Origin of the sequence: Paenarthrobacter nitroguajacolicus (assembly GCF_007786235.1) — a bacterium.
Classification (GTDB): domain Bacteria; phylum Actinomycetota; class Actinomycetes; order Actinomycetales; family Micrococcaceae; genus Arthrobacter; species Arthrobacter nitroguajacolicus_A.
In genome coordinates this window covers 72,181-99,012 of the sequence record NZ_VNFK01000017.1, presented here as the reverse complement: position 1 = coordinate 99,012, position 26,832 = coordinate 72,181, and the positions used below count along the sequence as shown (strand labels likewise).

The 26,832-nt window shown below is 65.5% G+C and carries 32 protein-coding genes; 2 read left to right on the top strand and 30 right to left on the bottom strand.

What is annotated here, in order from left to right:
• The 26 genes from FQP90_RS18670 to FQP90_RS18540 all read right to left on the bottom strand — a co-directional run bounded on the left by FQP90_RS18670 (nt 1) and on the right by FQP90_RS18540 (nt 21,669).
• Nucleotides 1-939 carry a hypothetical protein gene (locus tag FQP90_RS18670; protein WP_144652559.1) on the bottom strand — a complete coding sequence of 313 codons (939 nt, stop codon included), beginning with the start codon at nt 937-939 and terminating at the stop codon, nt 1-3.
• A complete protein-coding gene (locus FQP90_RS18665; RefSeq protein ID WP_144652558.1) occupies nt 917-2,968 on the bottom strand; it encodes a flagellar biosynthesis protein FlhA in 2,052 nt (683 codons plus the stop codon). The genes FQP90_RS18670 and FQP90_RS18665 overlap by 23 nt, the downstream gene beginning before the upstream one ends.
• On the bottom strand, nt 2,965-4,050 hold the full coding sequence (locus FQP90_RS18660) for an EscU/YscU/HrcU family type III secretion system export apparatus switch protein (protein WP_144652557.1): 1,086 nt from the start codon (nt 4,048-4,050) through the stop codon (nt 2,965-2,967). Before FQP90_RS18660 ends, FQP90_RS18665 begins: the two co-directional genes overlap by 4 nt.
• Complete coding sequence (locus tag FQP90_RS18655) at nt 4,051-4,809, bottom strand: flagellar biosynthetic protein FliR (protein WP_144652556.1); 759 nt, start codon at nt 4,807-4,809, stop codon at nt 4,051-4,053.
• Nucleotide 4,810: 1 nt separating this feature from the next.
• Entirely contained in the window at nt 4,811-5,086 is a 276-nt protein-coding gene (fliQ, locus tag FQP90_RS18650) for a flagellar biosynthesis protein FliQ (protein ID WP_144652555.1), read from the bottom strand.
• Nucleotides 5,086-5,832 carry a flagellar type III secretion system pore protein FliP gene (fliP, locus tag FQP90_RS18645; protein ID WP_144652576.1) on the bottom strand — a complete coding sequence of 249 codons (747 nt, stop codon included), beginning with the start codon at nt 5,830-5,832 and terminating at the stop codon, nt 5,086-5,088. The genes fliQ and fliP overlap by 1 nt, the downstream gene beginning before the upstream one ends.
• Nucleotides 5,833-5,939: 107 nt before the next feature.
• On the bottom strand, nt 5,940-6,476 hold the full coding sequence (gene fliO / locus FQP90_RS18640; protein ID WP_144652554.1) for a flagellar biosynthetic protein FliO: 537 nt from the start codon (nt 6,474-6,476) through the stop codon (nt 5,940-5,942).
• Nucleotides 6,477-7,193, bottom strand: coding sequence for a flagellar motor switch protein FliN (gene fliN / locus FQP90_RS18635; protein ID WP_144652553.1), 717 nt, complete (start codon nt 7,191-7,193; stop codon nt 6,477-6,479).
• Nucleotides 7,190-8,086 carry a flagellar motor switch protein FliM gene (locus FQP90_RS18630; protein WP_144652552.1) on the bottom strand — a complete coding sequence of 299 codons (897 nt, stop codon included), beginning with the start codon at nt 8,084-8,086 and terminating at the stop codon, nt 7,190-7,192. The genes fliN and FQP90_RS18630 overlap by 4 nt, the downstream gene beginning before the upstream one ends.
• Nucleotides 8,087-8,159: 73 nt before the next feature.
• Nucleotides 8,160-8,981 (bottom strand): OmpA/MotB family protein, encoded by an 822-nt coding sequence (locus tag FQP90_RS18625; RefSeq protein ID WP_144652551.1) that lies wholly within the window; start codon nt 8,979-8,981, stop codon nt 8,160-8,162.
• Complete coding sequence (locus tag FQP90_RS18620) at nt 8,978-9,796, bottom strand: motility protein A (protein WP_144652550.1); 819 nt, start codon at nt 9,794-9,796, stop codon at nt 8,978-8,980. Before FQP90_RS18620 ends, FQP90_RS18625 begins: the two co-directional genes overlap by 4 nt.
• Before the next feature lie 3 nt (nt 9,797-9,799).
• A complete protein-coding gene (locus FQP90_RS18615) occupies nt 9,800-10,090 on the bottom strand; it encodes a flagellar FlbD family protein (RefSeq protein WP_144652549.1) in 291 nt (96 codons plus the stop codon).
• Between the two features lie 66 nt (nt 10,091-10,156).
• Complete coding sequence (locus FQP90_RS18610; protein WP_144652548.1) at nt 10,157-10,414, bottom strand: hypothetical protein; 258 nt, start codon at nt 10,412-10,414, stop codon at nt 10,157-10,159.
• Between the two features lie 26 nt (nt 10,415-10,440).
• Nucleotides 10,441-11,613 carry a flagellar hook protein FlgE gene (locus FQP90_RS18605; RefSeq protein WP_144652547.1) on the bottom strand — a complete coding sequence of 391 codons (1,173 nt, stop codon included), beginning with the start codon at nt 11,611-11,613 and terminating at the stop codon, nt 10,441-10,443.
• A gap of 34 nt (nt 11,614-11,647) precedes the next feature.
• The gene (locus FQP90_RS18600; RefSeq protein ID WP_144652546.1) at nt 11,648-12,085 is read right to left on the bottom strand and encodes a flagellar hook assembly protein FlgD; all 438 of its coding nucleotides are present in this window, start codon (nt 12,083-12,085) and stop codon (nt 11,648-11,650) included.
• A 14-nt stretch (nt 12,086-12,099) separates the two neighbouring features.
• Complete coding sequence (locus FQP90_RS18595) at nt 12,100-12,570, bottom strand: flagellar hook-length control protein FliK (protein ID WP_144652545.1); 471 nt, start codon at nt 12,568-12,570, stop codon at nt 12,100-12,102.
• Between the two features lie 1,565 nt (nt 12,571-14,135).
• Nucleotides 14,136-14,807, bottom strand: a complete 672-nt coding sequence (locus tag FQP90_RS23800; protein WP_144652543.1) for a C40 family peptidase — start codon at nt 14,805-14,807, stop codon at nt 14,136-14,138.
• A complete protein-coding gene (locus FQP90_RS18580; RefSeq protein ID WP_144652542.1) occupies nt 14,804-15,229 on the bottom strand; it encodes a flagellar FliJ family protein in 426 nt (141 codons plus the stop codon). The genes FQP90_RS23800 and FQP90_RS18580 overlap by 4 nt, the downstream gene beginning before the upstream one ends.
• Nucleotides 15,226-16,563, bottom strand: a complete 1,338-nt coding sequence (locus tag FQP90_RS18575) for a FliI/YscN family ATPase (protein WP_144652541.1) — start codon at nt 16,561-16,563, stop codon at nt 15,226-15,228. Before FQP90_RS18575 ends, FQP90_RS18580 begins: the two co-directional genes overlap by 4 nt.
• Nucleotides 16,560-17,189 (bottom strand): FliH/SctL family protein, encoded by a 630-nt coding sequence (locus FQP90_RS18570; protein ID WP_144652540.1) that lies wholly within the window; start codon nt 17,187-17,189, stop codon nt 16,560-16,562. Before FQP90_RS18570 ends, FQP90_RS18575 begins: the two co-directional genes overlap by 4 nt.
• The gene (gene fliG, locus FQP90_RS18565; protein ID WP_144652539.1) at nt 17,173-18,201 is read right to left on the bottom strand and encodes a flagellar motor switch protein FliG; all 1,029 of its coding nucleotides are present in this window, start codon (nt 18,199-18,201) and stop codon (nt 17,173-17,175) included. Before fliG ends, FQP90_RS18570 begins: the two co-directional genes overlap by 17 nt.
• Nucleotides 18,198-19,832 carry a flagellar basal-body MS-ring/collar protein FliF gene (fliF, locus tag FQP90_RS18560; protein ID WP_144652538.1) on the bottom strand — a complete coding sequence of 545 codons (1,635 nt, stop codon included), beginning with the start codon at nt 19,830-19,832 and terminating at the stop codon, nt 18,198-18,200. Before fliF ends, fliG begins: the two co-directional genes overlap by 4 nt.
• Nucleotides 19,832-20,146, bottom strand: coding sequence for a flagellar hook-basal body complex protein FliE (locus tag FQP90_RS18555; RefSeq protein WP_144652537.1), 315 nt, complete (start codon nt 20,144-20,146; stop codon nt 19,832-19,834). The genes fliF and FQP90_RS18555 overlap by 1 nt, the downstream gene beginning before the upstream one ends.
• Entirely contained in the window at nt 20,146-20,538 is a 393-nt protein-coding gene (locus FQP90_RS18550) for a flagellar basal body rod protein FlgC (RefSeq protein ID WP_144652536.1), read from the bottom strand. The genes FQP90_RS18555 and FQP90_RS18550 overlap by 1 nt, the downstream gene beginning before the upstream one ends.
• A complete protein-coding gene (locus tag FQP90_RS18545) occupies nt 20,538-20,879 on the bottom strand; it encodes a flagellar basal body rod protein FlgB (RefSeq protein WP_144652575.1) in 342 nt (113 codons plus the stop codon). The genes FQP90_RS18550 and FQP90_RS18545 overlap by 1 nt, the downstream gene beginning before the upstream one ends.
• Nucleotides 20,880-21,015: 136 nt before the next feature.
• On the bottom strand, nt 21,016-21,669 hold the full coding sequence (locus FQP90_RS18540) for a cyclodeaminase/cyclohydrolase family protein (RefSeq protein WP_144652535.1): 654 nt from the start codon (nt 21,667-21,669) through the stop codon (nt 21,016-21,018).
• Nucleotides 21,670-21,762: 93 nt separating this feature from the next.
• On the opposite strand from FQP90_RS18540, the gene FQP90_RS18535 reads away from it, so the two are divergent.
• Nucleotides 21,763-22,986 (top strand): amidohydrolase, encoded by a 1,224-nt coding sequence (locus FQP90_RS18535; protein ID WP_144652574.1) that lies wholly within the window; start codon nt 21,763-21,765, stop codon nt 22,984-22,986.
• 57 nt (nt 22,987-23,043) lie between these two features.
• On the opposite strand, the gene FQP90_RS18530 is transcribed toward FQP90_RS18535, so the two are convergent.
• The 4 genes from FQP90_RS18530 to FQP90_RS18515 form a co-directional block, all read right to left on the bottom strand.
• Nucleotides 23,044-23,325 carry a hypothetical protein gene (locus tag FQP90_RS18530; RefSeq protein ID WP_144652534.1) on the bottom strand — a complete coding sequence of 94 codons (282 nt, stop codon included), beginning with the start codon at nt 23,323-23,325 and terminating at the stop codon, nt 23,044-23,046.
• On the bottom strand, nt 23,315-23,752 hold the full coding sequence (fliS, locus tag FQP90_RS18525; RefSeq protein ID WP_144652533.1) for a flagellar export chaperone FliS: 438 nt from the start codon (nt 23,750-23,752) through the stop codon (nt 23,315-23,317). The genes FQP90_RS18530 and fliS overlap by 11 nt, the downstream gene beginning before the upstream one ends.
• 3 nt (nt 23,753-23,755) lie before the next feature.
• Entirely contained in the window at nt 23,756-25,141 is a 1,386-nt protein-coding gene (fliD, locus tag FQP90_RS18520) for a flagellar filament capping protein FliD (protein WP_144652532.1), read from the bottom strand.
• Between the two features lie 108 nt (nt 25,142-25,249).
• Complete coding sequence (locus FQP90_RS18515) at nt 25,250-26,086, bottom strand: flagellin N-terminal helical domain-containing protein (protein ID WP_278251948.1); 837 nt, start codon at nt 26,084-26,086, stop codon at nt 25,250-25,252.
• A gap of 237 nt (nt 26,087-26,323) precedes the next feature.
• On the opposite strand from FQP90_RS18515, the gene FQP90_RS18510 reads away from it, so the two are divergent.
• Nucleotides 26,324-26,806: a flagellar protein FlgN gene (locus tag FQP90_RS18510; RefSeq protein WP_144652531.1), complete on the top strand. Its 483-nt coding sequence runs from the start codon at nt 26,324-26,326 to the stop codon at nt 26,804-26,806.
• The last annotated feature ends 26 nt before the right edge of the window (nt 26,807-26,832 follow it).

The following is a 26,832-nucleotide window of genomic DNA, read 5'->3' as shown; positions in this document are numbered from 1 at the left end:
TCAATGTACCTTTCCGAAGGCCGGCGCGGTGGCCGGATTGCCGTCGACCCAGCCAACGGGAATGCCGAGTCCATCAATCGTCTCCGGACTTGCTGTTTCTGACGCACCAATGACGGCGAGCGCGCTCACTGCCGCAGACTCCCCCGCCAGTAAGCCTTGGAGGGCCTGCACCCAAATCCTGGTGTCCTCGTGCTTGTGCCGGGCGTCCGCGACGATCCAGAGCTGGTCGGCGGCGAGGCTCGCGATGTGGGCGGCCGTCGCCGGGACGTCGCGCGGCCGTCCGAGCCCGAAGGCCACCACCACGGTCTGTCCGGTCAGCACCGCCTGGGCGCGAGCCGCCGTCGCGCCTTGCCTGCCCTGCACGTGGAGGTGACCGAAGGCGCTGAGCTCGCCGGCGGTGCGTACGTCCGAGCCACCTGCAGCGATGGACATCGCCAAGGCGGGTCCGAGGGCGTCGTCCCCGAGGCCCAAGAGCATGATGAGGTTTCCGTCGCCCGTCATCGGGGCAGGGACCGGAACGGGGACAGCGGCCGACGGCGGCAACGTCACCTGAAGGGGCACGGGTGGCGCCGGCGAAGCTGGCTGGAGTTCCTTGCCCAGCTGTTCCAGCAGGCCTGCGAAGTCCGGCGAGGCCGTGGAAACCGGCGCGGGGGCGGGCTTGTGGAACTCGAGTTCGGCTGCGTCGGCACGTTCCAGCAGGGCTGCTATAGCCGGACCATGCAGCTCGTGAACAGGGCCGGCCGGAGTAACCGGAGCAGCGACCGCAACCTCTGCAACCTCCACCGTCGCCTCGAACCTGGCAGCTGCGAACAAGCCCACAATGCCCGGGTTGGTGACTTTCTCGGCTGCAATGATCCGCGCCCCTGGCCCGTACTGCTGCAGGGCTTTTTCCTTGATGGCTTCCAGCGACGCGCCGCTAAGCTTGTAGCGCTTCTGCATAACGGACCACCCCCACCGTCTCGATGCGGATGTTGGCGGACGTCACTTCGCGGTACGACAAGACGGGAACACCGCCGTCGGGAGCGGCCACGAGGCGGCGGATGGCTGGACGCAAGGCCGGCGCGCACACCAGCACAGCTTCCCGTCCCGCGGCGGCAGCGCCGTCGACCGCGGACTTAAGCGAGGTGAGGACGCCGTCGAGCTTCGCCTGACCCATGACAATTTGTGTGCCACCTTCGGCCGGGCGCATGTCCTCCAGCATGGACTGTTCCAGCAGGGGGTCGATCATGACCACGTTGAGCGCAGCGCCATCGAGGTACTTGTTCGCCAGCACCGGCCCGAGGGAGTGCCGTGCAGACTCGATGAGCGCCTCAGGATCGGTGGAGACCTTGGCCCGCAACGCCAGTGCCTCGTATATCCGTGGGAGATCGTTGATGGGAACCTGCTCCTCCAGGAGGCCCTGCAACACGCGCTGGATCTCGGCCAAGGACAGCAGGCTTGGCGTGAGTTCCTCCACGGCGGACGGACTCTGCTTACGGACCCCTTCGGTGAGCACGCGGACGTCCTCACGGGTCAGGAGCCGCGCCGCGTTGGCCGAGATGATCGAGGACAGGTGCGTCACCAATACGGACACCCGATCGATCACGGTGGCGCCGGTCATTTCCGCACTGTGCCGCATCTCCGTGGGAACCCACTTGCCGGACAGCCCGAAGACGGGTTCCACGGTTGCGGTTCCGGGCAAGGCATCCAGGAACTCGCCTAGGGCGAGGAGCTTGCCCGACGGCGCCACTCCCCTTCCAGCCTCGACGCCGGCGATGCGGATGGCGTACGTGGACGGTGGAAGGTCCATCGCGTCCCGGGTCCGGACGGGCGGAACCACGAGCCCGAGCTCCATGGCGATCTTGTGGCGCAAGGACCGGACACGGGCCAGCAGGTCATCGGAGGCGCCGGAGACGATGTCCACCAGATCGGGAGCCAGCAGGATCTCGACAGGATGGACGCGCATGTCTTCCATGAGCCGTTCGTTGGGGTCCTCGTCCCCGATGACGGCAGCAGCGTTCTCCGCTTCCTGGGCTTCCGCGTGGAGCTTCTGTTGTGTGGCTACGCGCCGCGAAGCGAGGACCAACAGTGCTCCCACCACCACGAACGGAAGAATGGGCATCCCTGGAATGAGGGCCATGCTCCCGGCCGCCAGCCCGGCAATCAGCAGGGCGTTGGGCGATTGCATCAGCTGCGAGGAAGCCGTGCGGCCCATGTCCTCTTCAGCATTGGACCGCGTAACGATCATGCCGGTGGAGACAGCCATGAGGAGGGCCGGGATCTGGGTGACCAGGCCGTCGCCCATGGTCAGGAGGCCGTAGGTGTTGAGGGCATCTCCGGCGTCCATGCCGCGCTGCAGCACGCCAATGGCGATGCCACCTACAAAGTTGATGATGATAATGATGATGCCGGCGATGGCATCGCCCTTCACGAACTTGGACGCACCATCCATGGCGCCGTAGAAGTCGGCCTCGGCAGAGACTTCGGCCCGGCGTTTCCGGGCCTCGGCATCGGTGATGAGTCCGGCGTTGAGGTCGGCGTCGATGGCCATCTGCTTGCCGGGCATGGCGTCCAGGGTGAAGCGTGCGCCCACCTCGGCAACACGTTCGGCGCCCTTGGTGACCACCACGAATTGGATCACCACCAGGATGAGGAACACCACGGCGCCAATGATCAGCGAGCCGCCTACCGTGACTTTGCCGAAGGCCTCAATGACTTGCCCTGCGAATCCCTGGCCCAGCACCAGGCGCGTGGACGCGACGTTGAGTCCCAGACGGAACAGTGTGGCAACGAGCAACAGGGACGGGAAGACCGAGAAATCCAGGGGCTTCTTCACGAACATGCTGGTCAACAGAATCAGGAGAGCCAGCAGGATGTTGCAGACAATCAGGAAGTCGAGCAGCGGGGCCGGCAGCGGAACTACCAGCAGCAGGACGATTCCCACGATTCCCACCGGTACTGAAAGCCGGGCGAACTTGTTGTTGCTCATGGCTGGAAGCTCTCTTTCATCTGGTGGATGCCCCGTGCAGTGCCCCGCGTCTTCAGCGACATCACAAAGGCCAGCACGGCCGCCACGGAGCGATACAGCTCAACCGGAATCTCCTGGCCCAGCTCGCAGGCTGAGTGCAGGGCCCGCGCCAGGGGGATGTCTTGGACCATGGGCACTCCCTTGGTTTCGGCTTCCTCCCTGATGCGGGCAGCGATGAGCCCCGACCCCTTGGCGACGACGCGAGGTGCCGATTTGCCGGCGTCGTACTTCAACGCAACTGCCACGTGCGTCGGGTTGACCAGCACCACGTCGGCGTCCCCGATCGCGCCGATCATGCGGTTGCGGCTCATGCTGAGCTGGCGGGACCGCCGCTGCGATTTGATGAGGGGGTCGCCGTCGGTGTTTTTGTTCTCGTCCTGGACTTCCTTCTTGGACATCCGGGTCTTCTTGCGGTTGCGGCGCATCACCACAAAGATGTCCGCCGCTGCCAACACCAGGCCCGCGGCCACGGCAAACTGGATGAGCGCGCCGATGCCGCCGGCAGCGGCCGCGAGCACGCCGGCAACCGGCAGTCCGCCGGCCGTCAACAGCACGGGCATCAGCCCCTGCACCACGGCGTACAGGACAAGACCCACGACGGCGGTCTTCAGCAACGCTTTGACCCCTCCCCAGAGTGCCTGGCCACCGAACATCCTCTTGAAGCCCGCGAGCAGGTTGAAATGCTCGAACTCGGCACGGAACTTCTTGAACCGGATGCCGCCCTGCAACGCTGATCCGGCCAGCACCACCACGGTGACGACCAGGAGCAGCGGCCCCAGGATTCCGGCCAGGGAACCCAGCCCTCCTTCGAGGGCGGCCACGGCTTTGGCGGGGTCGGGTTCGGCGATGACGCTCTTCACGGTGAAGAGCTGGTCCACGGCGGCGTTGGAGGCGTGGTCGATGGTTGCCGGGAGCATCGCGGCAGCGGCGCCCACGGCCAGCCACGCCATGAGGTCCTGCGATCTGGAGAGCTGGCCCTTTTCACGGACCTCGCGCATGCGTTTGTCCGTGGCCTGCTCGGTTTTTTCCTGTGAATCCGCCATTCAGCCCACCCCCATCAAAGTATTGGCCGCTTGCTCGGCGAGGGTTGCTACGAGCCTGGGCAGGGCCAGGAACAGGAAACCGGCCAGCGCCAGGGTGATGAAGATCTTCAGGGGGAAACCCAGTGCGAAGGCGTTGAGGGCCGGGGCGACGCGGGTGAGGAGCCCAAGTCCTACGTCGGCCAGCACCAGCACCACCAGGAGCGGGCCGGCGATCTGGACTGCGGCCAAGAACATCCCGGTCACGGCACCGACCATGGCTTCGAAAGGCTGGCTAAGGTCGATCCCGCCCGCCAGCGGCAACGCGTTGAAGCTCCCGGTGAGGCCGCCGATGACCATCTGGTAACCGTCCGAGGCAAAGAGCAGGGCGAGGGCCGCCATCTGCATGAGCCGGGTGAACTGGGCACCGTTGACCATCATTTGCGGGTCGAACGCCTGGGCCATCTGGAAACCGCTGAAGAGATCCACCAGGCTGCCGGCGGACTGGATCGCAGCGAAGATCACCATCACCAGGAAACCGAGGGCCAAGCCTGTGACCAATTCCAGGACGACGGCAACGACGAACCCGGCAGTGTCCGCCGGAACGGCGTCCGCAGACAGCCGCTGGGAGATCGCCAGGCCCAGGCCGATCCCCAGCATCGCCTTGACGCGGGCCGGGATGGCATGGTGGGCGAAGGGCGGGGCCACCACCAGGAAAGCCGTCATGCGGACCGATGCCAGCAGCAGGACCTGGATCCACGACTGGTCGATGGGAATGTCCACCTCACGCTCCGCCGATCAGCCCTGGGATGCGTGCGAACAGCTCATTGGTGAACGCGACCATTTCCGAGATCATCCAATGGCCGCAGACCACCAAGGCGATAGCGACAGCCACAGCCTTGGGGACGAAGGACAGGGTGGCTTCCTGCAGCTGGGTGATGGATTGCAGGAGGGAAATGGCAAGGCCGACCACCAAGGCGGTGATGAGGGTAGGCGCAGCAAGTTTCGCCGCGACGATCATGGCCTGGAGGCAGATGTCCAGGACTGCATTGGTATCCATCAGCCGCTCGAATAGCTCTGGATCAGGGACGTAATCACCAGTCCCCAACCGTCCACCAGGACAAACAACAGGACCTTGAACGGCAGGGAGATCATCACCGGCGGGAGCATCATCATGCCCATGGACATCAAGGCCGCCGAGACCACGAGGTCGATCACCAGGAACGGGATGAAGATGACAAATCCGATGATGAACGCGGCCCTGAGCTCGGAAATCATGAACGCCGGGACCAGCGTCTGGAACGGGACGGACTCCGGGTCTGCCGGGTTGTCCATCTTCGCGGCCCGGGTCATCAGGGCGATGTCCTCCTCACGGGTGTGGGCCAACATGAAGTGCTGCAGCGGCGACCACCCAGCGGACATGGCTCCGTTGAAATCCAGTCCGCCGTTCAGGTAAGGCTGCACGGCAACGGTGTTGATATCCGAGACCACGGGCCACATGACAAACAAGGAGAGGAACAGGGCCAGTCCCGCCAGGACCTGGTTGGGCGGAATGGCCGGCAGGGACAGAGCGTTCCGGGTCATGGCCAACACCACGAAGATCTTGGTGAAGGACGTCATCATCAGCAGCAGCGCCGGGGCCACCGAGAGCAGCGTGATTCCGATGAGTGTCACGACGGCCGTGGAGGGTGTCCCGTCCAAGCCGTTGATGTCGATACTGACGTTTCCGCCGGATTCCGGTGCTGCGGGAGGGGTTGGCGGCGTCGGCTGGGTGGGGTCAATGGGTGTGGCGTGGCCGGCAGCCATTCCAAGCCAGAGCAAAGCTGCCGTGAGCAGCACAACCCCCACTACGGACCAAAGTGGCGGCACGCAATGCGATCTCCGGCGGGCCAGGCCCGAACCAGCGGAACGAATCAATTGCGGCGTCCCCTGATGGCGTCCGAGGCTTGGCGCCAGGTGGAGGCGGACAGGATGGAGCCGTGGAGGGGCGCAGCCTGTCGGGCGGGATCAACCGCGCGGTGCGGCTGGCTGCCACGGTGGAGTTCACTGCGCCGGCGCAGTACGGGCAGCGATCCCGTCACGGGACCGAGCGGATCAGCGCGAGGCGTCGCACGCGGTTCGCCCGAGGCCTGCCGGAACAGCTCAGCGAAGCTCGCCGACGACTGCTCCTCCTCAGTTTCGGCGGTCTCCGCAACAACAACAGGAGCGTCACTGCTGTGGAGTACGGTGACCGCATGCTCCGTGACGCCGAGCAGGAAGCGCTTGTCCCCGGCATCGACCACCACCACTGAGGCTTTTTGTCCCACGACCTGGCGGCTGACCACCGTGAGGGCAGCGTCGGCGCGTCGTCGGCCCTTGCCTTTGCCGAGGCGCTTCTGGACGAACCAGATCAGCCCCAGCACGGCGCCCAAAGCCACGAGCACACGCAGCCCGAGGATGAATGAGTCCATCTAGAACGTTCCCTCTGACCCGTCCAAGATGCGGGTGATGCGGACGGCGTAGTCCTGGTCCACCACCACTACCTCGCCATGGGCGATCAGCCGGCCGTTCAGCAAAACATCGGCTGGGGCCCCGGCCGAGCGGTCCAGCTCAATGACGCGTCCCGGTTCCAGTGCCAGCGCGTCCCGGACGGACATCCGGGTTCGCCCGATTTCCACCGTCAGCGCCATTTCCACGTTGCTGATGAGGCCCAACCGGGCGGCCATGTCACTGTCCTGGCTGCTCCGGAAGCCGGGGTCCGGCACAGCACCGTTGTCCCGCACCCGCACGGCGAACCAGCCAAAGGGGGCAGCGCCGTCGTTGAGTTCGAAAACGGCGGTTGCGGGGTCGGACAAAAGCCCTGCGGCGTCCTCCTCGCGCACCTCCCCCAGCACGCCGGCGTCGAATGCTGACGCGGCCTGTTCCAAGGCGGGACGCAGGACATCGCCGGCCTGTACGGCACCCACCAGCCCGGAACCGCCTGCGGCGGCCAGGAACGAACGGTCCACCAGCAGCACGGCGAAGTCCGCCGTCGAGGCGCCCACGAAGGTGGCGGTCATTGCCGGGGATGCGTACGCGGCCGCATCCTGAGCCGGCACGATGCCCGCGACGCGCAGCGTGGAGGCACTGGGAAGGTTACGGGCAAGGCGTTCGGCAGCGGCCGCCTGAAGGGTCAAGATGTTGCTCATCGCTGGTGCTCCTCGGTTGTGACGATGACGGCGGCGGCGCGGGCGCCGTGACGGGCAGCCGCGGCGGTGGCCAGGCGGGTGCCGTTGATGGTGACGTCGAACGGCCGGTTCTCCAGGTGCGGCAGCGGCAGGACATCGCCGACGGCGAGCCCCAGGATCTGCGCGGGAGTCACCGGTGCGGGGGTCAGCTGGACGGCAACGTCCACCGGGACCTGCGCCAGTTGCGTACGGACCAGTGCCTCGTTGTCCACGCTGTGGACGGTGGGGTTTACGTCTCCAAGGCGGGAGAGGAGGACGTCGGCGGGAATGGCCAAGGTGGCGGCACAGTGGTTCTCGCCCACGTTGACACTGAAGGAGGCCACGATCATGAGTTCCGACGGCGCAGCAGCCTGGGCGAACTGGGAGTTGTACTGGACGCCATCCATGGTCACAGCCTGGGTCAGGAGGTTACCCAACGAATACCGGAGGTCCTCCAACACTTCCTCCACCATGCGGGAAACCAGCGCGTGTTCGATCTGCGTGAATTTCCGCTCCGGAACCGCAGTATCCGTAGAACCGCCCAGCATCCGGCTCAGCCAGGACAGCGCAGCCGTTGCGGGGAACTGGATCACCAGGCGGGACTCGCTGCCGTCGATCCTGCACAACACCATGGAGGTGACGGAAGGCAGGGACGCAGAGTACTCGTCGTAGCTCTGCATGCTCAGCTGTTCCAGCGTGGCCGTGGACTTCAGCCGGACCTTGGCGGTCAGCTGCGTACCCCACTGCCGGGCGAAGGTCTCAAACGCCACTTCCAGCACGCGGCTGTGCTGGCGCGGCAAAGTGGTGGGTCGGCGAAAGTCATAGACATCCACCGTGCGCTGGCGCCCTGCCGCGCGATCTTCCTGTTCTCCCACGGACGGCACTATCGGCAGGACAGCACCGGACGTAAGGCATTCTCCGAAGGACTATCCGGTGACCGCACGGAGGCTACTTTGCGGCCTTTGCTGCCGCCGCTGATTCCTGGGTCTGCGCTTCAATGGCGCCCGGGATCAACGCACGGACATCCTCCGGGCTGGCGGACAGCAACACCACGTCCACTCGACGGTTCAGCTCCATCAACTCCTCCGTGGAATCATCCGTCACCTGGCGGGCAGCACCGAATGCCACTGCGCCGATCCGTCCGGGCGGCATGCCCGAGTTGTCAACGAAATACCGCAGGACATTGACCGACCGCGCTGCCGAAAGCTCCCAGGTGGAAGCGAAAGCCGTGATGCCCTTGGCAGCGTGGCCCTCCACCATGACCTCCAGGCCGGACCCCACCACAGTGGGAGCGATGGTGTTCAGGATCTGGACGGCCTTGGGCGTGAGGTCAGGCATGTCCGGCTGGAAGAACGTCTGGGAGCCCACGAGCTTCACCGTCAACCCGCGCTCCCCCACCACGAACTGCACATTGGCCGCCAAACCCTGCGCTTCCAGTTTGGACTGCATGGCCCCTTGCAAGGCTGTGAGCTTGTCAGCCTCCTTGATGGCCAGGTCCAACGCCGAGAAACCCTCGCCATTGGACGTAGCGAGTTCGGCCGGCACCACAACGCCACTGGCAGTGTCCACTTTTTGGCTGATCTCCGTGCCGAAACCCGTGGCCAAGGAATTGCGCAGTTTCTCAAACTTGACCTGGTCCACCGAGGACATGGCGAACAGCACAATGAACATGCACATCAGCACGGTGACCATGTCCATGTAGGAAGCCATCCAGCGTTCGTCGACGTGGTGCTCTTCGGGCTGGGAGCCGCGCCTCCTGCGCGACCTCATGCTGCCCTGGACGCCGAAAGCTTACCGGGCTTGCCGCCGTCGTCCGCTTTGTCCTTGGCTTGCTTCGGCTTGCCCTTCGCCTCGGCAGGAGCCATGGCTCGGAGCCGTTCAGCCAGCAGCAGCGGTTGGGTGCCGTTCTGCACCGCCAACAACCCCTCCATGAGGAGCGTCATGCGCTCAATGTCCAACTCGGACAGGCGCTTGAGCTTGGCACTGAGCGGCAGCCAGATGAAGTTCGCGGACAACAGGCCCCACAAGGTGGCCACGAAGGCTGCGGCGATCATCGGGCCCAGATGATCGGGCGAGGACAGGTTTTCCAGGACGTGGGTCAACGAGACCACGGTTCCGATGATGCCGATGGTGGGCGCATACCCGCCCAGCGCGGCGAAGAACTTGGAGGAAACGTGGTCTGCTCGCATTTTGGTGTCGATCTCATCCTCCATCAGGAGACGGAGTTCCTCGGCATCGGTGCCGTCGGCGATGTTCTGGAGAGAGCGCTGCAGGAACGGGTCCTTGGCGTTGTTGGCCTCCTCCTCGAGGGACAGCAGGCCGTCGCTGCGGGCTTTCTCCGCGAGACGGACCAGCTCGTCAATGCTCTCCGTTGGCTTGGCGGGCTTACCGATGAAAGCTTTGGGAACGTCCTTGAACGCCTGGAGGACATCTTGGAAGGTGTTTCCGGCCAACCCCACGGCGATGGTGGCCCCGAAGACCAGGATCATGGGAGCGGGCAGGAGCAGCGACATGAGGTTCGCATGCTCCAGGGTGACCATGGCCACCACGGATGCAAAGGCCAGCAGCAGGCCGACGATTGTCATGGACTACCTTCCGTTCGGGTGGTTGGGTTCCGGGTCTTTCGCAGGCTCCTCCGGCTCCGGCGACCGGACCAGGCTAAGGGGGTAACCCGTCACCGCAGGAAGGTCGTGGGCGCGGCGAAGCACACTCGCGCGATAATTCGCGATCAGCTCCACCACCTCGGCGAGCGATTCCCGCACAACGTAAGCGGCGCCGTCGAGCGTCACCAGATGGGTGTCCGGACTCTCATGGATCCGTTCAAGGATGTCCGGATTCACGGCGAAGCGTGTGCCGTTCAGGCGGGTGACAACGATCATGGTCTGGTCTGCTTTGGCTGGGGGAGGTGGTTCTTTCCCCTACTGTCGGCCACAGAGGGCGCGGCGTTAGGAAGGCGGCCGGATCACCGCCTTCCACGCCGGGCTTAACGCCTGCGTCGGAACCACGACCGTCGCCACTGAACGCATGGCATGTGCCAGATACGGCACAAATGCGCGCTGCTGCGGGCCATCACCTTCAACCTTGTGATCGGCAACGGGGAACGCACAGGTGACGGCAGCCGCCGTGCTGGAGTGGGTAGCCACGGCGGGAAGGACGTCCCGCCGTGCCCTGACCGGCCAGCTGCCGGCGAGCGGTGAGGGCACGGAAGACAGTCACTTTCTCCGGGCGGTTAGCGCTTCAGGTTGCTCAGTTCCTGCAAGACCTCATCGGAGGTGGTAATGATGCGGGCATTGGCCTGGAACCCACGCTGCGCCACGATCAGGTTGGTGAACTCCTGCGACAGGTCCACGTTGGACATCTCCAGCGAACCCGAGGTCAGCGAACCAAGTCCTCCTTCACCTGCGCCGCCCAGCTGGGCGGCACCGGAGTTGGCCGTGGCAACGTAGGTGGAGCCGCCGGCCTTCTCGAGGCCTTCGGGGTTGGTGAAGCGGGCCAGGGCCACGCGCGCCAGGACTTCCTTGGCGCCGTTGCTGAAGGAACCGATCAAGGAACCGTCGCCGGCCAGGGTGAAGGAATCCAGTTCGCCGGCTTCGGCGCCGTTCTGACCGGTGACAGCCAGCGTGTTCAGCTGCGCGAAGCCGGTGACAGCCCCCATGTTCACAGTGATTCCGCCAACCGTCATGGTCCCAGCGGACGTCAGTGCGCCGTTGGCGAAGGTGAGGGTGGAGGCGCCGGTAGCACCGTTGGCGTCCGCACCTGCCACGTTCCAGCCAGTGGCTGAGCGGCTGAACGTCAGGGTAAGGCTGCGTTCTGCTCCGTTGGCGTCGAACACCTTGACCTGGCGCTCAACCGAGGTCCCCACGGCTGCGTCCGACGGCAAGTTGCCGCCAAGGGTGGCGGTGGTCGTAGCAACCGCCGGGGCGGTGGTGTCCGGGGACAACGTGATAGGCCCCGTGGCTCCGCCCGTGTTCACCACACCGCCGGTGGCCTTCCAGCCCTGGAGGATGCCGCCGTCGGGACTGACCAAGCGGCCCGCAGCGTCCATCTGGAAGTTGCCGGCACGTGTGTAGTACTGCTGCGTGCCCTTGCCGGTAACGAAGAAGCCCTCGCCCGAAATCATCAGGTCAGTGCCGCGGCCGGTGCTCTGCGATGAGCCCTGGCCGAAGTTGGTGCTGACGCCGGCAACGCGGACGCCCAGGCCCACCTGTGCCGGGTTGGAACCGCCCACATCCTGCTGCGGACCGGCCGCGCCCTGCGTCATCTGCGAGAGCGTGTCCTGGAACTGCGCCGACGACGTCTTGTAGCCGGTGGTGTTGACGTTGGCAATGTTGTTGCCGGTGACGTCCAGCATGGTCTGGTGGGCGCGGAGGCCGGAAATTCCGGAGTACAGCGAACGGAGCATGGTGTTGCCTTTCTTCGGGTGAAGTTAGTGGGAATCAGCTGGTGGGAGGGGTGGTTGCGTGCGAGGCAGTCATGCCGGTGATCAGGTCCAACGGCACCTTGGCGCTACCCACGGTCACCGTCGGAACACCATCGGCAAAGGAGACCGCGCCGGCGACCCCATCGCCCTTGGTCCCGTCGGCCAGGGTGTAGCTCACGTGGGTCCCGATGATCTGCGCCGCAGCGGTACGCATCTGCAGCGAGAAGCTCTCCTTGGCACCTGCCGTCAGCTCGGTCATCTTCTCCATCATGGAAAGCTGCACCGATTGGCTCATCATCTGGTTGGTGTCCATGGGTGCGCTGGGGTCCTGGTACCTCAGCTGCGTCACCAGCAAAGACATGAAGACCTCCGAATCCATGGACTTGACCGGGGTTCTTGGTGCGCTGCCCGACGCTGCGCCGTTGTTGGCCGCTATTGCGGGAATAGTTGTCATGCTCGTCTCCTTCTTCAGACCAGGATGTCCAGGCGGTTTGGGCTGCTCGGTCCGCGTACGACGCCGGGTGGCAGCTGCGGTTGGGCATCGGCCCCTTCAGGCACTGCCTCGCCGGAGCCGGCCTTCGTGGAGCCTCGGAGCCGGGCATCCGGGTCACGTGTTCCGCTTCCGGGTCCGGCGCCCTGCCCTGTTCCTTGACCGGGATCTCTGCCGCTGCCTTGGCCGGGGTCCTTTCCAGCATCGGGCGGGCTGTTTTGCGGAGAAAGGCTCAGGCTCGCCCCGGAGTCTTCGAGGCTTCGCCGCAGCTCCGGAAGGACATGCCGCACCGCTTCCCTGCCGGCGTCCCCGGGTGCGAACAGTTCGATCCGCACGCCCGCGGCGTCGACGTGTGCCCTGACCGTGAGGGGTCCAAGGTCGTCCGGGGCCACCCGCAGCGTCATCACGTGTTCCCCCGGTGCCGCCGACACCAGTGAAAAGAGTGGCATGAGAAGTTGAGGAGCGAGGGCGGGCTGGGGTGGCGTGGACAGGGGTACGGGTGGTGCCGCAGAAGTCAGAGGGGGCGTGATGGGCTGGGGCGGTGGAGGCTGCAGGGCCGGGGTGGTGTGGGGCGCCGGCTGGGTTTGGGGCGCCGGCTGGGTTTGGGGCGCCGGCTGGGGTTGGGGCGCCGGCTGGGTTTGGGGCGCCGGCTGGGTTTGGGGCGCCGGCTGGGTTTGGGGCGCCGGCTGGGTGCCCGATTCGGGGGTTGGCTGCGAAACATGCCGTGCGCGCGGCACATCCTGCAGCGGGGCATCGAAGTGGGCAGCAAACGACGTCCCGGGCCCAGGGTTCGGGGCTCCCCCAGCATCGTCTGAAGGGGTTGGCAGAGTTGGCTGAGTTGGCTGAGGGCCGACGACACCCGCGGCACTCCCCGTCAGGCCGGGCAGGCCAGCACCCGCCGCGCTCCCCGCGTTCCCGGAGGTCGCGGGTGCGCCCGATTCGGGGGTTTGCTGCGAAACATGCCGTGCGCCCGGCACATCCTGCAGCGGGGCATCGAAATGGGCAGCAAACGACGTCCCAGGCCCAAGGTTCGGGGCTCCCCCAGCATCGTCTGAAGGGGTTGGCTGAGTTGGCTGAGTTGGCTGAGGGCCGACGACACCCGCGGCACTCCCCGCGTCCCCAGAGGTCGCGGGTGCGCCCGATTCGAGGGTTGGCTGCGAAACATGCCGTGCGCGCGGCACATCCTGCAGCAGAGCATCGAATCGGGCAGCAAACGACGTCCCAGGCCCAGGGTTAGGGGCTCCCCCAGCATCGTCTGAAGGGGTAGGCAGAGTAGGCAGAGTTGGCTGAGTTGGCAGAGTTGGCTGAGTTGGCTGAGGGCCGACGACACCCGCGGCGCTCCCCGGGTTCCCAGAGGTCGCGGGTGCGCCCGATTCGGGGGTTGGCTGCGAAACATGCCGTGCGCGCGGCACATCCTGCAGCAGGGCATCGAATCGGGCAGCAAACGACGTCCCATGCCCATAATTCGGGGCTCCCCCAGCATCGTCTGAAGGGGTTGGCAGAGTTGGCTGAGTTGGCTGAGGGCCGACGACACCCGCCGCCCTCCCCGCGTTCCCAGAGCTCGCGGGTGCGCCCGATTCGGGGGTTGGCTGCGAAACATGCCGTGCGCCCGGCACACCCTGCAGCGGGGCATCGAATCGGGCAGCCGGGTCCACTGCCGGCCTGGTCCCGAGTGCTCCCATTTCGTGCGAGAGCTCCGAATTGCTCGGCCCCGAACTAAAAACAGGCTGTGCTCCGAGAGCTACCTGCACTCCGAGGAATTCCTGCGCCCCGGGAGCGGGCTGCGAATCCTTGGAAGGGGAAACCGGAGCCTGTTCGGTAGCCATCACGGCGTCGAATGCTCCGGCGTTTGAAGACCCGCCGGCAAAGAGTGCCAGCCCAGCGCGTCGGGCCCCGGCACTCCCGGAGTCCAAAACTCCACGGGCGCTCTCCGATCGTAAAACTCCGGTACTCCCGGCCCCCAATCCGCCTCGGCCAACGGATCCACCGGCCGGACCTCCCACCACCGCCTGCATCACGAACCCCCAGCAGGGACGATGCGGCGAATCGAGGTCAGGTTGGAGTACTTCTCCCAAGCGTCCCGGATCTGGATGGTCTGGCCGGGCACGGGAGCGTCGATGGCTTTGCCGTTGCCCAGATAGATGGAGATGTGCTCGCCGCCGTAGCTGACAAGGAGGTCCCCGGGCTTCGCCTCAGCCAGGGAAGCGACGGGAGTACCCTTCTGCATTTGGTCGCTGACGACGCGTGGAAGCTCAACACCCAGATCCTTGAAAACCCGCTGCACAAAGCCGGAGCAATCCATGCCCACCGCTGGATTCGTTCCGCCCCAAACGTAAGGCACGCCGATGTACTTCTTGGCCGCTGCAACCACGGCGTCACCCGAAACGGATCCGCCGCTGGTGCCGACCGCCGCCGCCCCAGCGGTCGCCATCGTACTTCCAGCAGCTGGCAACAACGAGTTAAGGCCCACTGAGCCCAGCCCGGAGGCCAAGGAACCAGAGGTCACGGAACCGGCCGAGGAAGTCCCCATGGCACTGCTCAAAGCCGAAGCAAACGACGCCGCGTCGGCCGCAGTCGCGGCGTTTGAAGCCGGCGAGGAAGCCGTGGAAGCACGTGTGCCCTGGGCCAACTGCTGCAGCGAGGCTTCGATGCTGTGGATTCGCCCGATGGCCTCGGTCATGCTCATGAGCCGGCCTTCCTATGCCACGCCGTGGAGGCAATCTCGTCCAGGACACCTTGCTCGGCACGGAGCACGGTTGCGGCGTACTCGGCGTCGTGCCGGACTTCGAGCTTCTCCAGTCCCACGGCCCTGCGCTTGGCCTCCGTGTATTCGGCCCGCGCCCCGGCAGCTTCCGCCTCGGCGCTCGCGGCCAGGGCTTCCAGCTCCGCGAGCATGCTTTGCGACGATGCGCGTGCGGCGGCGATAGCCAGCAGGGACGCTGAATCGCCGGCGTTCCCGGCGGATTCTGCCAAGGCTTCACGGGCTTCCGCCCGCCGCACACGCAACGACGCCGACCTCGAGTTGGCTGCTGCCAACCCGCTTTCCGCAGATTTCTGTTCGGCTTGCCGCAGCCTCAAGAGCCCGGCCAGGGAAAATTGTCGGTTCACGCGGCTCCTTCAAAGTGTCCAAAGTGCGCTGAAAGTCGGGAAAGCTGTGCCCAGGCATCGCTGTGGTGCGTCGATTCGTCCATGGGCTGCCGCAGGAACTGGTTGATCGCGGCCTCGTGGTCCAGGGCGGCATCCACCAGCGGATTGCTGCCGTGCCGGTAGGCGCCGACGTCGATCAGGTCCTGCGCGCTGCGCCTCGCCGCCAGCACCTTCCGGAGCGTGATGGCGAGCGCCGTGTGCTCCCGCGGGTTCACTTTGGACGCCACGCGCGACACCGAGCCCAGGACATCCACGGAGGGAAAGTGTCCGGTGACGGCGAGTTTCCGGTCCAGGACCACGTGGCCGTCCAGGATGGAGCGGGCTGCGTCGGCGATGGGTTCGTTGTGGTCGTCGCCGTCCACCAGGACGGTGTAGATTCCCGTGACGGAGCCGGTTTCCGCGGTTCCGGCGCGTTCCAGAAGCCGAGCCAGGACGGAGAAGGTCGACGGCGGGTAGCCGCGCGTTGCTGGTGGCTCACCTGCGGAGAGGCCGATCTCGCGCTGCGCCATGGCCACCCGGGTGAGGGAGTCCATCATGAGCACCACGTCCTTGCCGGCTTCACGGAAGGACTCGGCGATGCGGGTGGCGGTGACGGCAGCCCGGAGCCGCATGAGGGCGGGTTCGTCGGAGGTGGCAACCACCACTACGGAGCGGGCCAGGCCTTCGGGTCCGAGGTCATCCTCGAGGAATTCGCGGACTTCACGGCCGCGCTCCCCCACCAGGGCAATCACGGAGACTTCAGCGTCGGTTCCGCGGGCCACCATGGACAACAGCGAGGATTTGCCCACGCCGGACCCTGCGAACAGGCCCATGCGTTGCCCACGACCCAACGTGGTCATGGTGTCCAGGACGCGGACTCCGGTCTGCAGGGGCGTGTCGATGCGTGCCCTGCTCATGGCGGACGGTGCTTCCTGGTCCAGCGGGACGCGCAGGGAAGGCGGCAGCGGCCCCTTGCCATCGATCGGCCGGCCCAGGGCATCAAGCACCCTGCCGAACAGCCCGGTACCTGTGGGCACCAGCATAGGGGTGCCTTTTGCCCGCGCGGGAGCTCCGGCGGCAACTCCGGTCAAACGGCCCAGGGGCATGCACCGCACAGCCCCACTGACCGAGGCGACCACTTCGGCGTCGAGGGTTTCAACCCCCGAGCCGACCGTGATCAGCTCACCCACCGCGCAGTTCAGCCCCGCGATCTCAAGGCCCAGGCCGAGGACGGAGGTGACCGTCCCGACGCGTTGCGGAGCGGCTACGGCCACGGCTGCGTGGAAGCGCCCTGCGTGCGGCCGGTACGCCGTCACCGCTCCACCCCGAGCAGCGCTTGCCTGGCCCGTTCCAGTGCGGAGCCGATGCGGGCATCGATCCAGCCGTCAGGGTACTCCCCGACGGCGTCGCCCGGGTTGAGCGCGGCATCGGCCTTCAGCTCAACTCCGGCAACGTCCACGACGCCGGAGGCCGCGAGCGTGGCGAGGTCGCCCGGGTTGAGGCGTACTTGGGTGACGTGTTCGACGCCGGTGCTGCCGCGCCCTTGCGTTCCCAGCGCGCGTTCCAGCGCGGCCCGCGCGGTGTTCTGCCCCTGTGCAAGTTCGTAGCCAAGGATCGCCTCAGCGAGTTCGATTGCTCCGGCGGCCAGCACATCCTGAACTTCGTCCATGGCGACTTCCTGACGTCGCTGCGCCGCGTTGGCCGCTGCCTGCAGAAGCTGGACGGCCCGAGCCACAGCCGAGCGGCCGGCGTCGAGCGTTTCCTCATGCTCAGCGCGCAACCTGGCTTGGAGGTGGAGCTGTTCAGCGGCTGCGGCTTGCATCCCTGCGGCGTAACCGGCGGCGTGCCCTTGGACGAAGCCACGGTCGGATTCGCTGGAACGGTCGGCGGAGGCAACCGACGGGAATGTGACGCGAGTGAAGTGCTCAGTAGACAAAGTCATCCTCGTCTCCACGCCGGACCACGATCGCGCCTTCGGCTTCGAGCTCGCGGATGGATCGGACAATCTCGGCCCGCGCTTCTTCCACCTGCGAGGCCCGGACGGGGCCGGACGCGGCCATCTCGGACTCGAGGATTTCGAGGTTGCGGCCTGACATGTTGGCGCGGACGGTGTCCAGGACCACCGGTGGGGCGCCCTTCATGGCCACGGCCAGGACGTTGGCGCTGACCCCACGGAGGATCTGCTGGATGTCCCGCGGTTCCAGCTTCACGATGTCCACGAACGTGAGCATGCGTGCGCGGACTTCAGTGGCGAGCTCAGGGTCGAGGGTGCCCAGGCCGTCCAGGACCGAGCGTTCTGTGGTGACGTCGGAGCGGTTGATGATGTCCACCAGGGGTTGGATGCCGCCGACGATCTCGTTGGATTTCCGCTGCGACATCACAGCGCCGGCCCGGATCTTGAGGGTCTCGGCCACGATGCCCACCGCTTCGGGGGAGGCGGAGCCCATGGTGGCGATGCACCGGGCAACCTCGATCCGCTGCGTATCACCCAGGCCGGACATCACCGCGGAGGCCTTGCCCGGCCGCAGGTGGGCGAGGACCAGGGCGATGGTCTGCGGCAGTTCCCCGTCGATCAGCGCCAGGATCTGGCCGGGATCCATCATTTCCAGGAATTCGAAGGACTTCCCGGCCATGGTGGACGCGAGGCGATCCATGAATCCAGCGGCTTTGTCTGCGCCGAAGGACGCTTCGAGGAGTCCGACGGCGAATTCCTGGCCACCGCGGGCAGTCCGGCGACCGCTGACGGCCAGTCCGTGGAACTCGTTGATGACGTGGTCCGCCACTACTGAGGACACACGGCGGAGCCGGACGATTTCAGCGGCAATGTCCTCGGCTTCGGTTTCCGAGAATTGGGCCATGACCGAGGCTGCGCTGGTGGGACTCATCTGCATGAGCACCACCGCCACCTTCTGCACTCCGTTCAATGCCGAGGCTTCCGGGACGGTGTGGCTCATACGGATTGCCTTTCATCCATGAGTCCGCGCAGGTACTCGGCCGTGCGAGCCGGATTGTCCGCCACCATGGCTTCGATCTGGGCACGCTTCAGCTCGCCGTCCAGTGCCTCCGAACCCGGGAGCGGCAACGCGGGAGTGGGTGCGATCGGGGTCGGCGGCTGGATGGAGCTCAGTTCGATGGCGGTGGTCGGCGGTCCGGTGAGTGCCGGCGTCGGAATGGCTTCCGGCAAGGCGTCGTAATCGGTCCGTTCGCCGAGGTCCACAGGCTCACGGCGCTGGCGGCGCTTGAGGGTGATGAGCACCGCCACGATGAGTGCGATGGCAGCCAACATGATGCTGCCGGCAAGAATGAGCGTGTTCATCAGCGCGGCATCCTTGGCTGCTTCCGCGTCCGCCTGCGCAGCACCGAGGGCTTCGGCTGCCTTGTCTGCCGCGGCGGTACTGAACGGGAGGACCTCCACAGTGACCACGTCCCCCCTGGCGGCATCTATCCCGGCCGCGGAGGTGACCAGTGCGCGGACCGAGTCCACGTTGACGCCGCCCGCCGCGGCTTGGTTGATGGCCACGGAAATGGTCTGGCGCTTCACGGCTCCTTGCGGGATGGTCCGGTCTTCGGTGACTTTGTTGACGGCGTTGTTCTTGGTGGTGTCGCTGGAGTCGTAGCTTCCGTTGCCTTCAGTGCCGCCCGGGACTGCGATGTTGTCCGGGCCCAGGACGCCCGCGGCGCCGCCACCGGTGCCGGTGTACTTTTCAGTCTTGGTGGTTTCGCTCAGGGCAGGGGTGTCTGCGGCGGGTGTGAACGTTTCGCTGCGCTGCTGGGCGGATTCGGCTGTGACATCTGCTGCGACGGCCACAGTGGCGTTTCCTGGACCCACCACGCTGTCCAGGACTGCCCGGACGGCGTCCGAGGTGCGCTGCTGGTAGTCGGCGGCCTGCTTGGAAGAGGACCCCGTGGCTCCCGCGCCCACAGTGGAGAGGACGTTGCCCTGTGAATCGACAACCGAGACGTTGGTGGGTTTCAGGTTCTCGATGGCCGCCGACGTCAAGTGCACAATGGCCTGGACCTTGTCCGAGGACAACGTGGTGCCGGGTTGGGTTTCCACGAACACGGACGCCGTGGCCTCCGGGGTGGTGTCAACGAAGACCGACTTCTCAGGGATCGCGAGCCGGACCGCTGCGCTCTTGACGCCGTCCATCGCCTGGACCGTGGTGCTGAGTTCGCCCTCAAGGGCCCGCTTGTACGTGACCGACTGCTGGAACTCGGAGGATGTGACGCCCAGTTTGTCCAGCAGGGAATAGCCGGTGGCCGCAGCTGACGGGAGCCCCGCGGCGGCAGCCTTGAGGCGCTCGTCGTATACCTTGTCTTCCGGGACCAGGATGGTGGAGCCGCCGTTGCTCAGCTCGTAGGGAATGTTGTCCTTGCGGAGCTGCTCCACGATGCTGTTGGCGTCAGTGTCCTTCAACCCGGAAAACAGCGGCGAGTAGGCAGGCTTTCCCAGCCATGCCGTCAGCGCGACGCCGCCAAGGACCAGCACGGCCACGCCCAGGATCGCGAGGGTCCGCTGCGCGGGCGAGAACGCTTGGATGCCGCTGCCAAGCTTGCGGAAGAACTGGGAAATCCCGGGTGGCATCAGGCCTGCATCCTCATGATCTCGTTGAACGCGTCAATGCCCTTGTTCCGCACGGCGGCCACCAGCTCGAACGTGACCTGGGCGCGCGTCGACGCAAGGGTTGCTTTGTGAATGTCGTCCAGGTTGCCCGTCACCGCGGACACCGCCAGTTCCTTGGACGTTGACTGCAGTGACTGCAAATTGTCGACGGCGCCAGTCAGGGCGGTGCCGAAGTCGCCGCCGGTGGAGGCTGGCTGTGCCGTTCCCACCCTTCCAGCGCCGACGTAGCCGGTGCCGGTGACACCTTGGATGGCTTCAAGAGGGCCCAAGGCCATCAGGATTTTCCTATCTCGAGGGCGGCCAGGTACGTCTCGCGGGCCCTGTCCACCACTTGTGCGTTGGCCTGGTATCCGCGCTGGGCGATGATCAAAGTGCCCATTTGCTCTGCCATGTCGATGTCCGGGTACCGGACGTTGCCGTCGGCGTCAGCCAAGGGGTGGTCCGGTTGATGGACGATCCTGCCCTCACCGTCACCGAGTGGTGTGCTCTTGACGTACACGCCGTCACCGTTGTTGCCCTCGGCGGCCTCGACGTAGCGGGCACGGAAAGCCGCGCCGTCGGTCCGCGATGCGTTGTTCATATTGGCAAGGTTGTCCGAGACCGCATCCAGCCATTTGCGGTGGACGGTCAGCGCCGAGCCGGCGATTCCGATTGCGTCGAAGGTCATCAGTTGGTCCTCAACGCGGTGCGGAGGGAGGTGAATTCGCCGGCTGCGGCCCTCGAGGCGAACTGGTAGCGGAGCACGGTGTCAATGTTGGACAGGGTTTCGGTGTCCAGGTTGACGTTGTTGCCGTCTGTCCGGGTTGGCTCATCGGACGGGGAGATCGAGGCCTTCACCGTGCCGTCACTGGAGCGCACCGAGGCCGCCAACTGATCTTCGAAGGAGACCCGTTTGGCCTGGTAGTTGGGGGTGTTCACGTTCGCGATGTTGTTCGCGATGGTGCGCTGGCGCAAGGAAAGCGCGTCCAGGGCGCTTGCCAAGGCGGCGGAAGTCACGGATTCAAGCACAAAGTCCTGCCTGGTGGTGTCGTAAGGCCAATCCGTGGCCATGCCTCGAGCGATCCCTGCTCAGCATCAGCTATCGGCAGTGTTCAAAAGCCCGTTAGCAAAATTGGCAGGCTAATTTTGCAAACGTGGTGCGCTTTTAAGAACCTGCCGTGGTCGGTGCCGCCTTACCGTCCACGCTTGCCGTCAGCTCGTCAATTCGATCCAGGGCTTTGCTCAGCCGGTTGACGGTTTCCCAGAGGTGTGGGTGATCTTCCCGAACTTTCTCCAGGTCGGCCCCAGCCGAGGTGAGGGAGGAAAGGTCGAAACTGACGTTGGTACGCGCACCGGCGATCGCCGCCCTGAGCGCTCCGAAGGCCACTACGACGTCAGCTATCAGCGCGGGATTGCCGTTTTCTGCCAGCCACCCCAGGTCTTCAATGGCTTCGATGGCCCGCTCGCCCAATACAGCGGAGGCCTTCGCCGCATCCACGGATGCCCGGTGAATCGCGTCTTCACGTTCAGGGCCAGGGGCCAGCCGGAATGCAGCGCCGAAGGCCTTGGAAGCCGCGGCGTCTTCATCGGCCAGGTGCAGGGCGGTTTCACGCAGCGCCCGGGACCGCCCGTGAAGGTCTGCCAACTCCGCGTGGCCTCCTTCCGTGTACCCAGCCACCATGGAGGTCAGGGACGCGGCGATGGCCAGCATCACCCCTGTCCCGGCACCACCGCCAGGAGAACCAGTGGACTCCGCCAGAGCCAGCGTCCAATCCTCCACCGTGGATATCTGCGTCGTCACTGATTCGGAATCATTCATGCCACCCAGTGTGCCCGGCTTTTCCCAGCCCGCGAAGATATTCGTGTGGATACACTGGCCAAACGGACGGCGTCGAACGAAAAGGGCAAACCCATGACCATTGACCTCGAAGAGCTTTACAAAGACCTGCACTCGAACCCCGAACTTTCCTTTCAAGAGGTCCGGACAGCCGGGATCGTGGCCGGGCACCTCGAAAACCTGGGCTTCACCGTGCATCGCAACGTAGGAAAAACCGGCGTTGTGGGTGTCCTCGACAACGGGCCAGGACCGGTGGTCATGCTCCGTGCGGACATGGACGGGCTGCCCGTCAAGGAGGCTACCGGCCTGGACTACGCAAGCATGGCAGTCGGCGTCGATCATGAAGGCAAAGACGTTCCAGTCATGCACGCCTGCGGGCACGACGTCCATGTGAGCTGCCTCGTGGGCGCAGTGGAGGCCCTCGCGGGCCAAAAGCAGGATTGGCAAGGCACCCTCATTGCGGTGTTCCAGCCGGCCGAAGAATGGGGCGGTGGCGCCCAAACAATGGTTGCCGACGGTCTTTACGGCCTCGTCCCGAAGCCCGACGTCGTCCTGGGCCAGCATGTGGCGCCGTTTCCCGCAGGATGGTTCGGCATCCGGCCCGGCGTCACCATGGCGTCCGCGGACTCCCTCAACGTGACCCTGCATGGCCGTGGCGGTCACGGTTCCCGGCCGGAAACCACCATTGATCCGGTGCTGATGGCGGCCTCAGCAACCGTTCGCTTGCAGGGAATCGTGTCCCGTGAGCTTGCGGCCAGCGATTCTGCCGTCGTGACCGTTGGACAGATCCACTCGGGGTCCAAGAACAACATCATTCCCGAGACCGCCACCCTGGGACTGAGCATCCGCACGTTCAGCGATCCCATCAGGGAGAAGATCCTGGGCTCGATCGAGCGCATTGTGCGTAGCGAATCGACGGCGTCCGGGTCACCGAAGGAACCGGAGTTCGACTACGAGGAGCGCTTCCCGCTGACAGTCAATGACGAGTCTGCCGCCGGGAGGGTAACAGCGGCGTTCCGTGCGAAATTCGGCGACGCCAAGATCATTGATCCGGGTCCCGTGTCCGGCAGCGAAGACGTTGGAGAGCTCGCAACCGCTGCTGGCGCTCCCCTGGTCTTCTGGTTCCTGGGCGGAGTGGATGCGTCCTACTTCAAGGATTGGGCCGAAACAGGCCGGCTTCCGGAGGATATTCCGTCCAACCACTCGCCGTACTTTGCGCCCATCATCCAGCCGACGCTGACCGCCGGCACCGAGGCACTGGTGACAGCAGCACGGGAATTCCTGGGCAGCCCAAAGTAGCTCGCATTAGTGGTTGTTCAGCGGCCTCGGAACAACCACTAATGCCAGCCAGTTGGGTCAGCCGCGCACGTCCAGCAGCAGCGGACGGTCCGAGCCCGGCCCCGACGGCACGGCGTCGATGGCACTGAGCTGAGTGCCGGCGTCGTGCTTTGCGCGATTGAGGATGGCGACCGCGTCCGCTTGGGCGTCCAAGACCCGGCGGGCGCGGTCAGCCAACGACGCCGGCAAGGGCCCTGCGTCCAAAGGCGGCGTCCACGGCGGAACAACCTTTCCGGAAACGGCCAAGGCTATGTCGCGTTCGAAGCCGTCCAGAATCGCGGACCAGGGATCAGGCGACACCAAGTGCCCTGCCGCTCGGAACAGCGGTGGCCGGCGTCTCTGCCGACAACTGCGCCGCGGCTTCATGCCAGCCCTGGCGCAGCGGTTCGAGGAGCTCAATGCACTCCTTGGTTCGCTCCACGTCGCGGTAGATGTTGGCGCCGATCAGCGCTTCCATGGAGTAGTCGTAAATGCTCGCCAGCGAAGCTGCCCCGTCCCAGGCATCGGTCCGGAGGGTGGCCCGGAGCTCGGCCACGATGGCTTGGGCGTGCAACAGGTTCTCGCGGGCCACGTCCCAGCTGGTGGACTCCTGCGCGAGTTGGGCGCGCTTGAGGTCCAGCAGGAGTCGGTCGTACAGCATGGTGAGCAGCCGCGCGGGCGGTGCGGACAGGACGGCGTCGTCGTTGTAACGGGAGAGTTGTTGCGCGCGGAGTGCACTGTAAGTCATGGCTTATTCTCCTGTGGACTGCTTAGAGAGGCTGGAAATCTGGCCGGACAGCCAGGCCGACTGGGACTGGAGCCCGCCCAGCATCACTTCCATGTTGGTGTACACGGCTTGGAGGGTGGCGCGGCGTGTGATCAGGCGCTGGTCCCAGTCCGCGATCCTGTTGCCGAGATCGCGGACTTCAGACTCGCGCCCCTTGATGAGGCCGGACACAGACCCACTGTACGGATCGGCGGCCGCCGTCGCGGCGTCTGCGACACGTACCGCGAGGCCTTGCACGGCAGCTTGGGCTCCGGCGGGGTCGGCAGCCAGGGCCTTGGAGAACTTTTCGGCGTCGAACGTGAAGTCGCCGTCTTTGGTGATGTTGATGCCGTACTCAGCCGGCGACTTGCCGTTGATCGGCCGGGACAGCGAGGCGAGGACTTGGTCGTTGACGGCACGGACGGTGCTATTGCCCGTAAAGATACCTGCCTTGGGAACAGTGGCACCCTTGGCATCGGTCGTCTGGGAAACCGCCGTGTAAATGGCGATGAACCCCAGGACGTCGTTGACGGACTTGACCAGCTCTTCGGCCTTCTTGGTAATGCCGGGGACGTCGCTCGCCACAGTGATCGTCACGGGGCCGGTGGATACGGCCGACGCCGTCACTGAGACACCGGGAAGGACATCGGCGAAGGTGTTGGTGCCGGACGTCAGCACCTGCGCGGCGGGCGTTCCGGCGTACAGTGTCGCTTTCGCGTCCTGGGCGGACTTCACGACGGCGGCACTCGGGTCAGCCATCAAGTCCACCGCTGTGCCGGCGGTAACCTGCGCGGAGGTTCCCTGGTAGGCGGTGAAGGCACCTGCCGCGCCCGAAGCGGCGGCTGTCAGTTGCAGGCGGTACGTTCCGTTCCCGGCCGGTACTTTCACGGCCAGCGCGCCCCCGGACGCTGCGTTGATCGCCGAGACCACGTCATCCAAGGAAGTGCTCGCTGGAGCAATCTCGGTCTTCTTACCCGTGGAATCCACAATCGTGAGCCGGGCAGGAGCTCCGGCGCCGTCTGTCGGCCAGGAGGTCATTGCGGCAGTAACGTTGACCTGCGTCTGGGCCAGCTGCGTGACGGTGAGGTCGATCGACCCGCCGACGGCCGCCGTCGTCGTTTTCGCCGTGACCGAAGGTGAGCTGCTGGTAGCGGTGAAGAGGTTCAGGGCTCCCGCGGCGGCATTGCCGGAAGCCACGCCCTTCAGTGCCGTGAGCTTGGTGTTGAACGACTGAAGCGTGGAAATGATGGTCTGGTTGGAAGCCAGCTTGGTCTTGAGCTGGGTCTGCGGCAGGGCTTCGACGGACATCAGCGAGTTGATGATCGCGGTGGTGTTCAGGCCGCTCGCGAGGCCGTCGATGGCAGTTGCCACGGGTGTCCCTTCCGGATGACGTGCAGTTCAAAAATGTCCGACGTCGGTCGGCCGGGCAGGGGGCCCGGCCGGCCGACGTCAACTCATGCGGCTGTAGATGGTGAAGGCTTAGCGCAGGAGGGACAGAACGCCCTGGCCGGACTGGTTCGCCTGGGCCAGCATTGCCGTACCTGCCTGGGACAGGATGTTGGCCTTGGTGTACTTGACCATTTCAGCGGCCATGTCCGTGTCAGCGATGCGGGACTGTGCCGCCTGCAGGTTTTCACCGGAGACGTTCAGCGTCTTGATCGCGTGGTCCAGACGGTTCTGGTTGGCGCCGAGGTCCGAACGCTGTGCCGAGACCGTGGTGATCGCAGCGTCGATAGCCGTGATGGTGGTCTGTGCTGCGGCGTTGGTGCTGACGTCGAAGCCGGTGGCACCGGTGGCCGAGGACAAGGTGCCCGCAGCCGTTGCAACGTCGCCGAGGGTAACGGCGATGGTGTCGTTGGCCGTACCTGCGGTGCCAACCTGGATGTTCTTGGAGCCACCCTTGAGCAGGTCGATGCCGTTGAAGTTGGTGGACTGGGTGATGCGGTCCAGTTCCTTGCCCAGCGAGTCGGCCTCATCCTTGATCGCGTCACGTGCTGCCGTGTTGTTGGTGTCGGATGCACCCTGGACTGCGAGGTCGCGCATGCGCTGCAGTACGGAGTGAACCTCGCCGAGGGCACCTTCGGTGGTCTGGATGAGGCTGATGCCGTCCTGGGCGTTACGTGCGGCAACCGCGGAGCCGCTGACCTGGGACTTGAGGCCTTCCGAAATGGCAAGGCCGGCTGCGTCGTCCGCAGCACGGTTGATGCGCAGGCCGCTGGAGAGCTTCTCCATCGACTTCGACAGGGTGTCCTGCGTGGCGTTCAGGTTGCGGTACGCGTTGTTCGCCATCAGGTTGTTGTTGATCTGCATGCCCATGTTATTTCCTCCATGATGTGGACTTACGGTGCGGCAGCCCATCCGTGGGCCGTCACACCCCACTATCGACAACCCTTGACGGACGCGTTAGGAAAAACTTCGGGAAAAGAATTCAGTGTTACAAGGACGGGGCCGCCTAACGACAGCGCGCCGGCGGCCGATAGCTAGTGGGGAGTTGGCGGGAGGTACGCCATCACATCCCGCACCCGAAACCGACCAGAACTGGAGTTGACCCCCGTGGCCATCCATGAACTGTCAGCCCTGCTGTGGCGCGAGCGCGAACTCCTGGATCTCCTGACCTTCAAGCTCGAAGAAGAGCAGTTGCTGCTGACGGCCGGGAAGTCCCGCTGGCTGCCCCACGGCACCCGCGAAGTGGAACAGGTCCTGGACCGGGTCTCCAAGGCAGGGCTCGCCCGCGCAGTGGAGATCGCAGCCGTGGCGGAGCAATGGGGCGTCTCGGCGGATTCTTCGTTGGCCGAACTGGCTGCGGCAGCACCGGACCCTGCCTGGGCCGAAGTCCTCACCTCCCATGTGACGGCGATGCGCCAGCAGGCAGCTGCCATCAAGGAACTCCGTGACGCCAACGAGCAATTCCTTCGCGCGGCCGTCCGATCCACCCAGGAAACCTTGGCCGACCTGAAACCTGCAGCGGGTACGTACGACTCCCATGGCAGGACCGGGGAATCGTCGGCAGCCCACCTCGTCGACCGGCAATTCTGACCAAGCGGTTGGACCAGCAAAGGACA

What these genes read in the sequence shown, in the direction of transcription:
- FQP90_RS18670 (WP_144652559.1), bottom strand. Translation starts at nt 939, where the DNA reads ATGCAGAAGCGCTACAAGCTTAGCGGCGCGTCGCTGGAAGCCATCAAG.
- FQP90_RS18665 (WP_144652558.1), bottom strand. Translation starts at nt 2,968, where the DNA reads ATGAGCAACAACAAGTTCGCCCGGCTTTCAGTACCGGTGGGAATCGTG.
- FQP90_RS18660 (WP_144652557.1), bottom strand. Translation starts at nt 4,050, where the DNA reads ATGGCGGATTCACAGGAAAAAACCGAGCAGGCCACGGACAAACGCATG.
- fliQ (WP_144652555.1), bottom strand. Translation starts at nt 5,086, where the DNA reads ATGGATACCAATGCAGTCCTGGACATCTGCCTCCAGGCCATGATCGTC.
- fliP (WP_144652576.1), bottom strand. Translation starts at nt 5,832, where the DNA reads ATGGCTGCCGGCCACGCCACACCCATTGACCCCACCCAGCCGACGCCG.
- fliO (WP_144652554.1), bottom strand. Translation starts at nt 6,476, where the DNA reads ATGGACTCATTCATCCTCGGGCTGCGTGTGCTCGTGGCTTTGGGCGCC.
- fliN (WP_144652553.1), bottom strand. Translation starts at nt 7,193, where the DNA reads ATGAGCAACATCTTGACCCTTCAGGCGGCCGCTGCCGAACGCCTTGCC.
- FQP90_RS18625 (WP_144652551.1), bottom strand. Translation starts at nt 8,981, where the DNA reads ATGAGGTCGCGCAGGAGGCGCGGCTCCCAGCCCGAAGAGCACCACGTC.
- FQP90_RS18620 (WP_144652550.1), bottom strand. Translation starts at nt 9,796, where the DNA reads ATGACAATCGTCGGCCTGCTGCTGGCCTTTGCATCCGTGGTGGCCATG.
- FQP90_RS18615 (WP_144652549.1), bottom strand. Translation starts at nt 10,090, where the DNA reads ATGATCGTTGTCACCCGCCTGAACGGCACACGCTTCGCCGTGAATCCG.
- FQP90_RS18605 (WP_144652547.1), bottom strand. Translation starts at nt 11,613, where the DNA reads ATGCTCCGTTCGCTGTACTCCGGAATTTCCGGCCTCCGCGCCCACCAG.
- FQP90_RS18600 (WP_144652546.1), bottom strand. Translation starts at nt 12,085, where the DNA reads ATGACAACTATTCCCGCAATAGCGGCCAACAACGGCGCAGCGTCGGGC.
- FQP90_RS18595 (WP_144652545.1), bottom strand. Translation starts at nt 12,570, where the DNA reads ATGCCACTCTTTTCACTGGTGTCGGCGGCACCGGGGGAACACGTGATG.
- FQP90_RS23800 (WP_144652543.1), bottom strand. Translation starts at nt 14,807, where the DNA reads ATGAGCATGACCGAGGCCATCGGGCGAATCCACAGCATCGAAGCCTCG.
- FQP90_RS18570 (WP_144652540.1), bottom strand. Translation starts at nt 17,189, where the DNA reads ATGACTTTGTCTACTGAGCACTTCACTCGCGTCACATTCCCGTCGGTT.
- fliG (WP_144652539.1), bottom strand. Translation starts at nt 18,201, where the DNA reads ATGAGCCACACCGTCCCGGAAGCCTCGGCATTGAACGGAGTGCAGAAG.
- fliF (WP_144652538.1), bottom strand. Translation starts at nt 19,832, where the DNA reads ATGCCACCCGGGATTTCCCAGTTCTTCCGCAAGCTTGGCAGCGGCATC.
- FQP90_RS18555 (WP_144652537.1), bottom strand. Translation starts at nt 20,146, where the DNA reads ATGGCCTTGGGCCCTCTTGAAGCCATCCAAGGTGTCACCGGCACCGGC.
- FQP90_RS18550 (WP_144652536.1), bottom strand. Translation starts at nt 20,538, where the DNA reads ATGACCTTCGACGCAATCGGAATCGCCGGCTCGGCGCTGACCGTCCAC.
- FQP90_RS18540 (WP_144652535.1), bottom strand. Translation starts at nt 21,669, where the DNA reads ATGAATGATTCCGAATCAGTGACGACGCAGATATCCACGGTGGAGGAT.
- FQP90_RS18535 (WP_144652574.1), top strand. Translation starts at nt 21,763, where the DNA reads ATGACCATTGACCTCGAAGAGCTTTACAAAGACCTGCACTCGAACCCC.
- fliS (WP_144652533.1), bottom strand. Translation starts at nt 23,752, where the DNA reads ATGACTTACAGTGCACTCCGCGCGCAACAACTCTCCCGTTACAACGAC.
- FQP90_RS18515 (WP_278251948.1), bottom strand. Translation starts at nt 26,086, where the DNA reads ATGGGCATGCAGATCAACAACAACCTGATGGCGAACAACGCGTACCGC.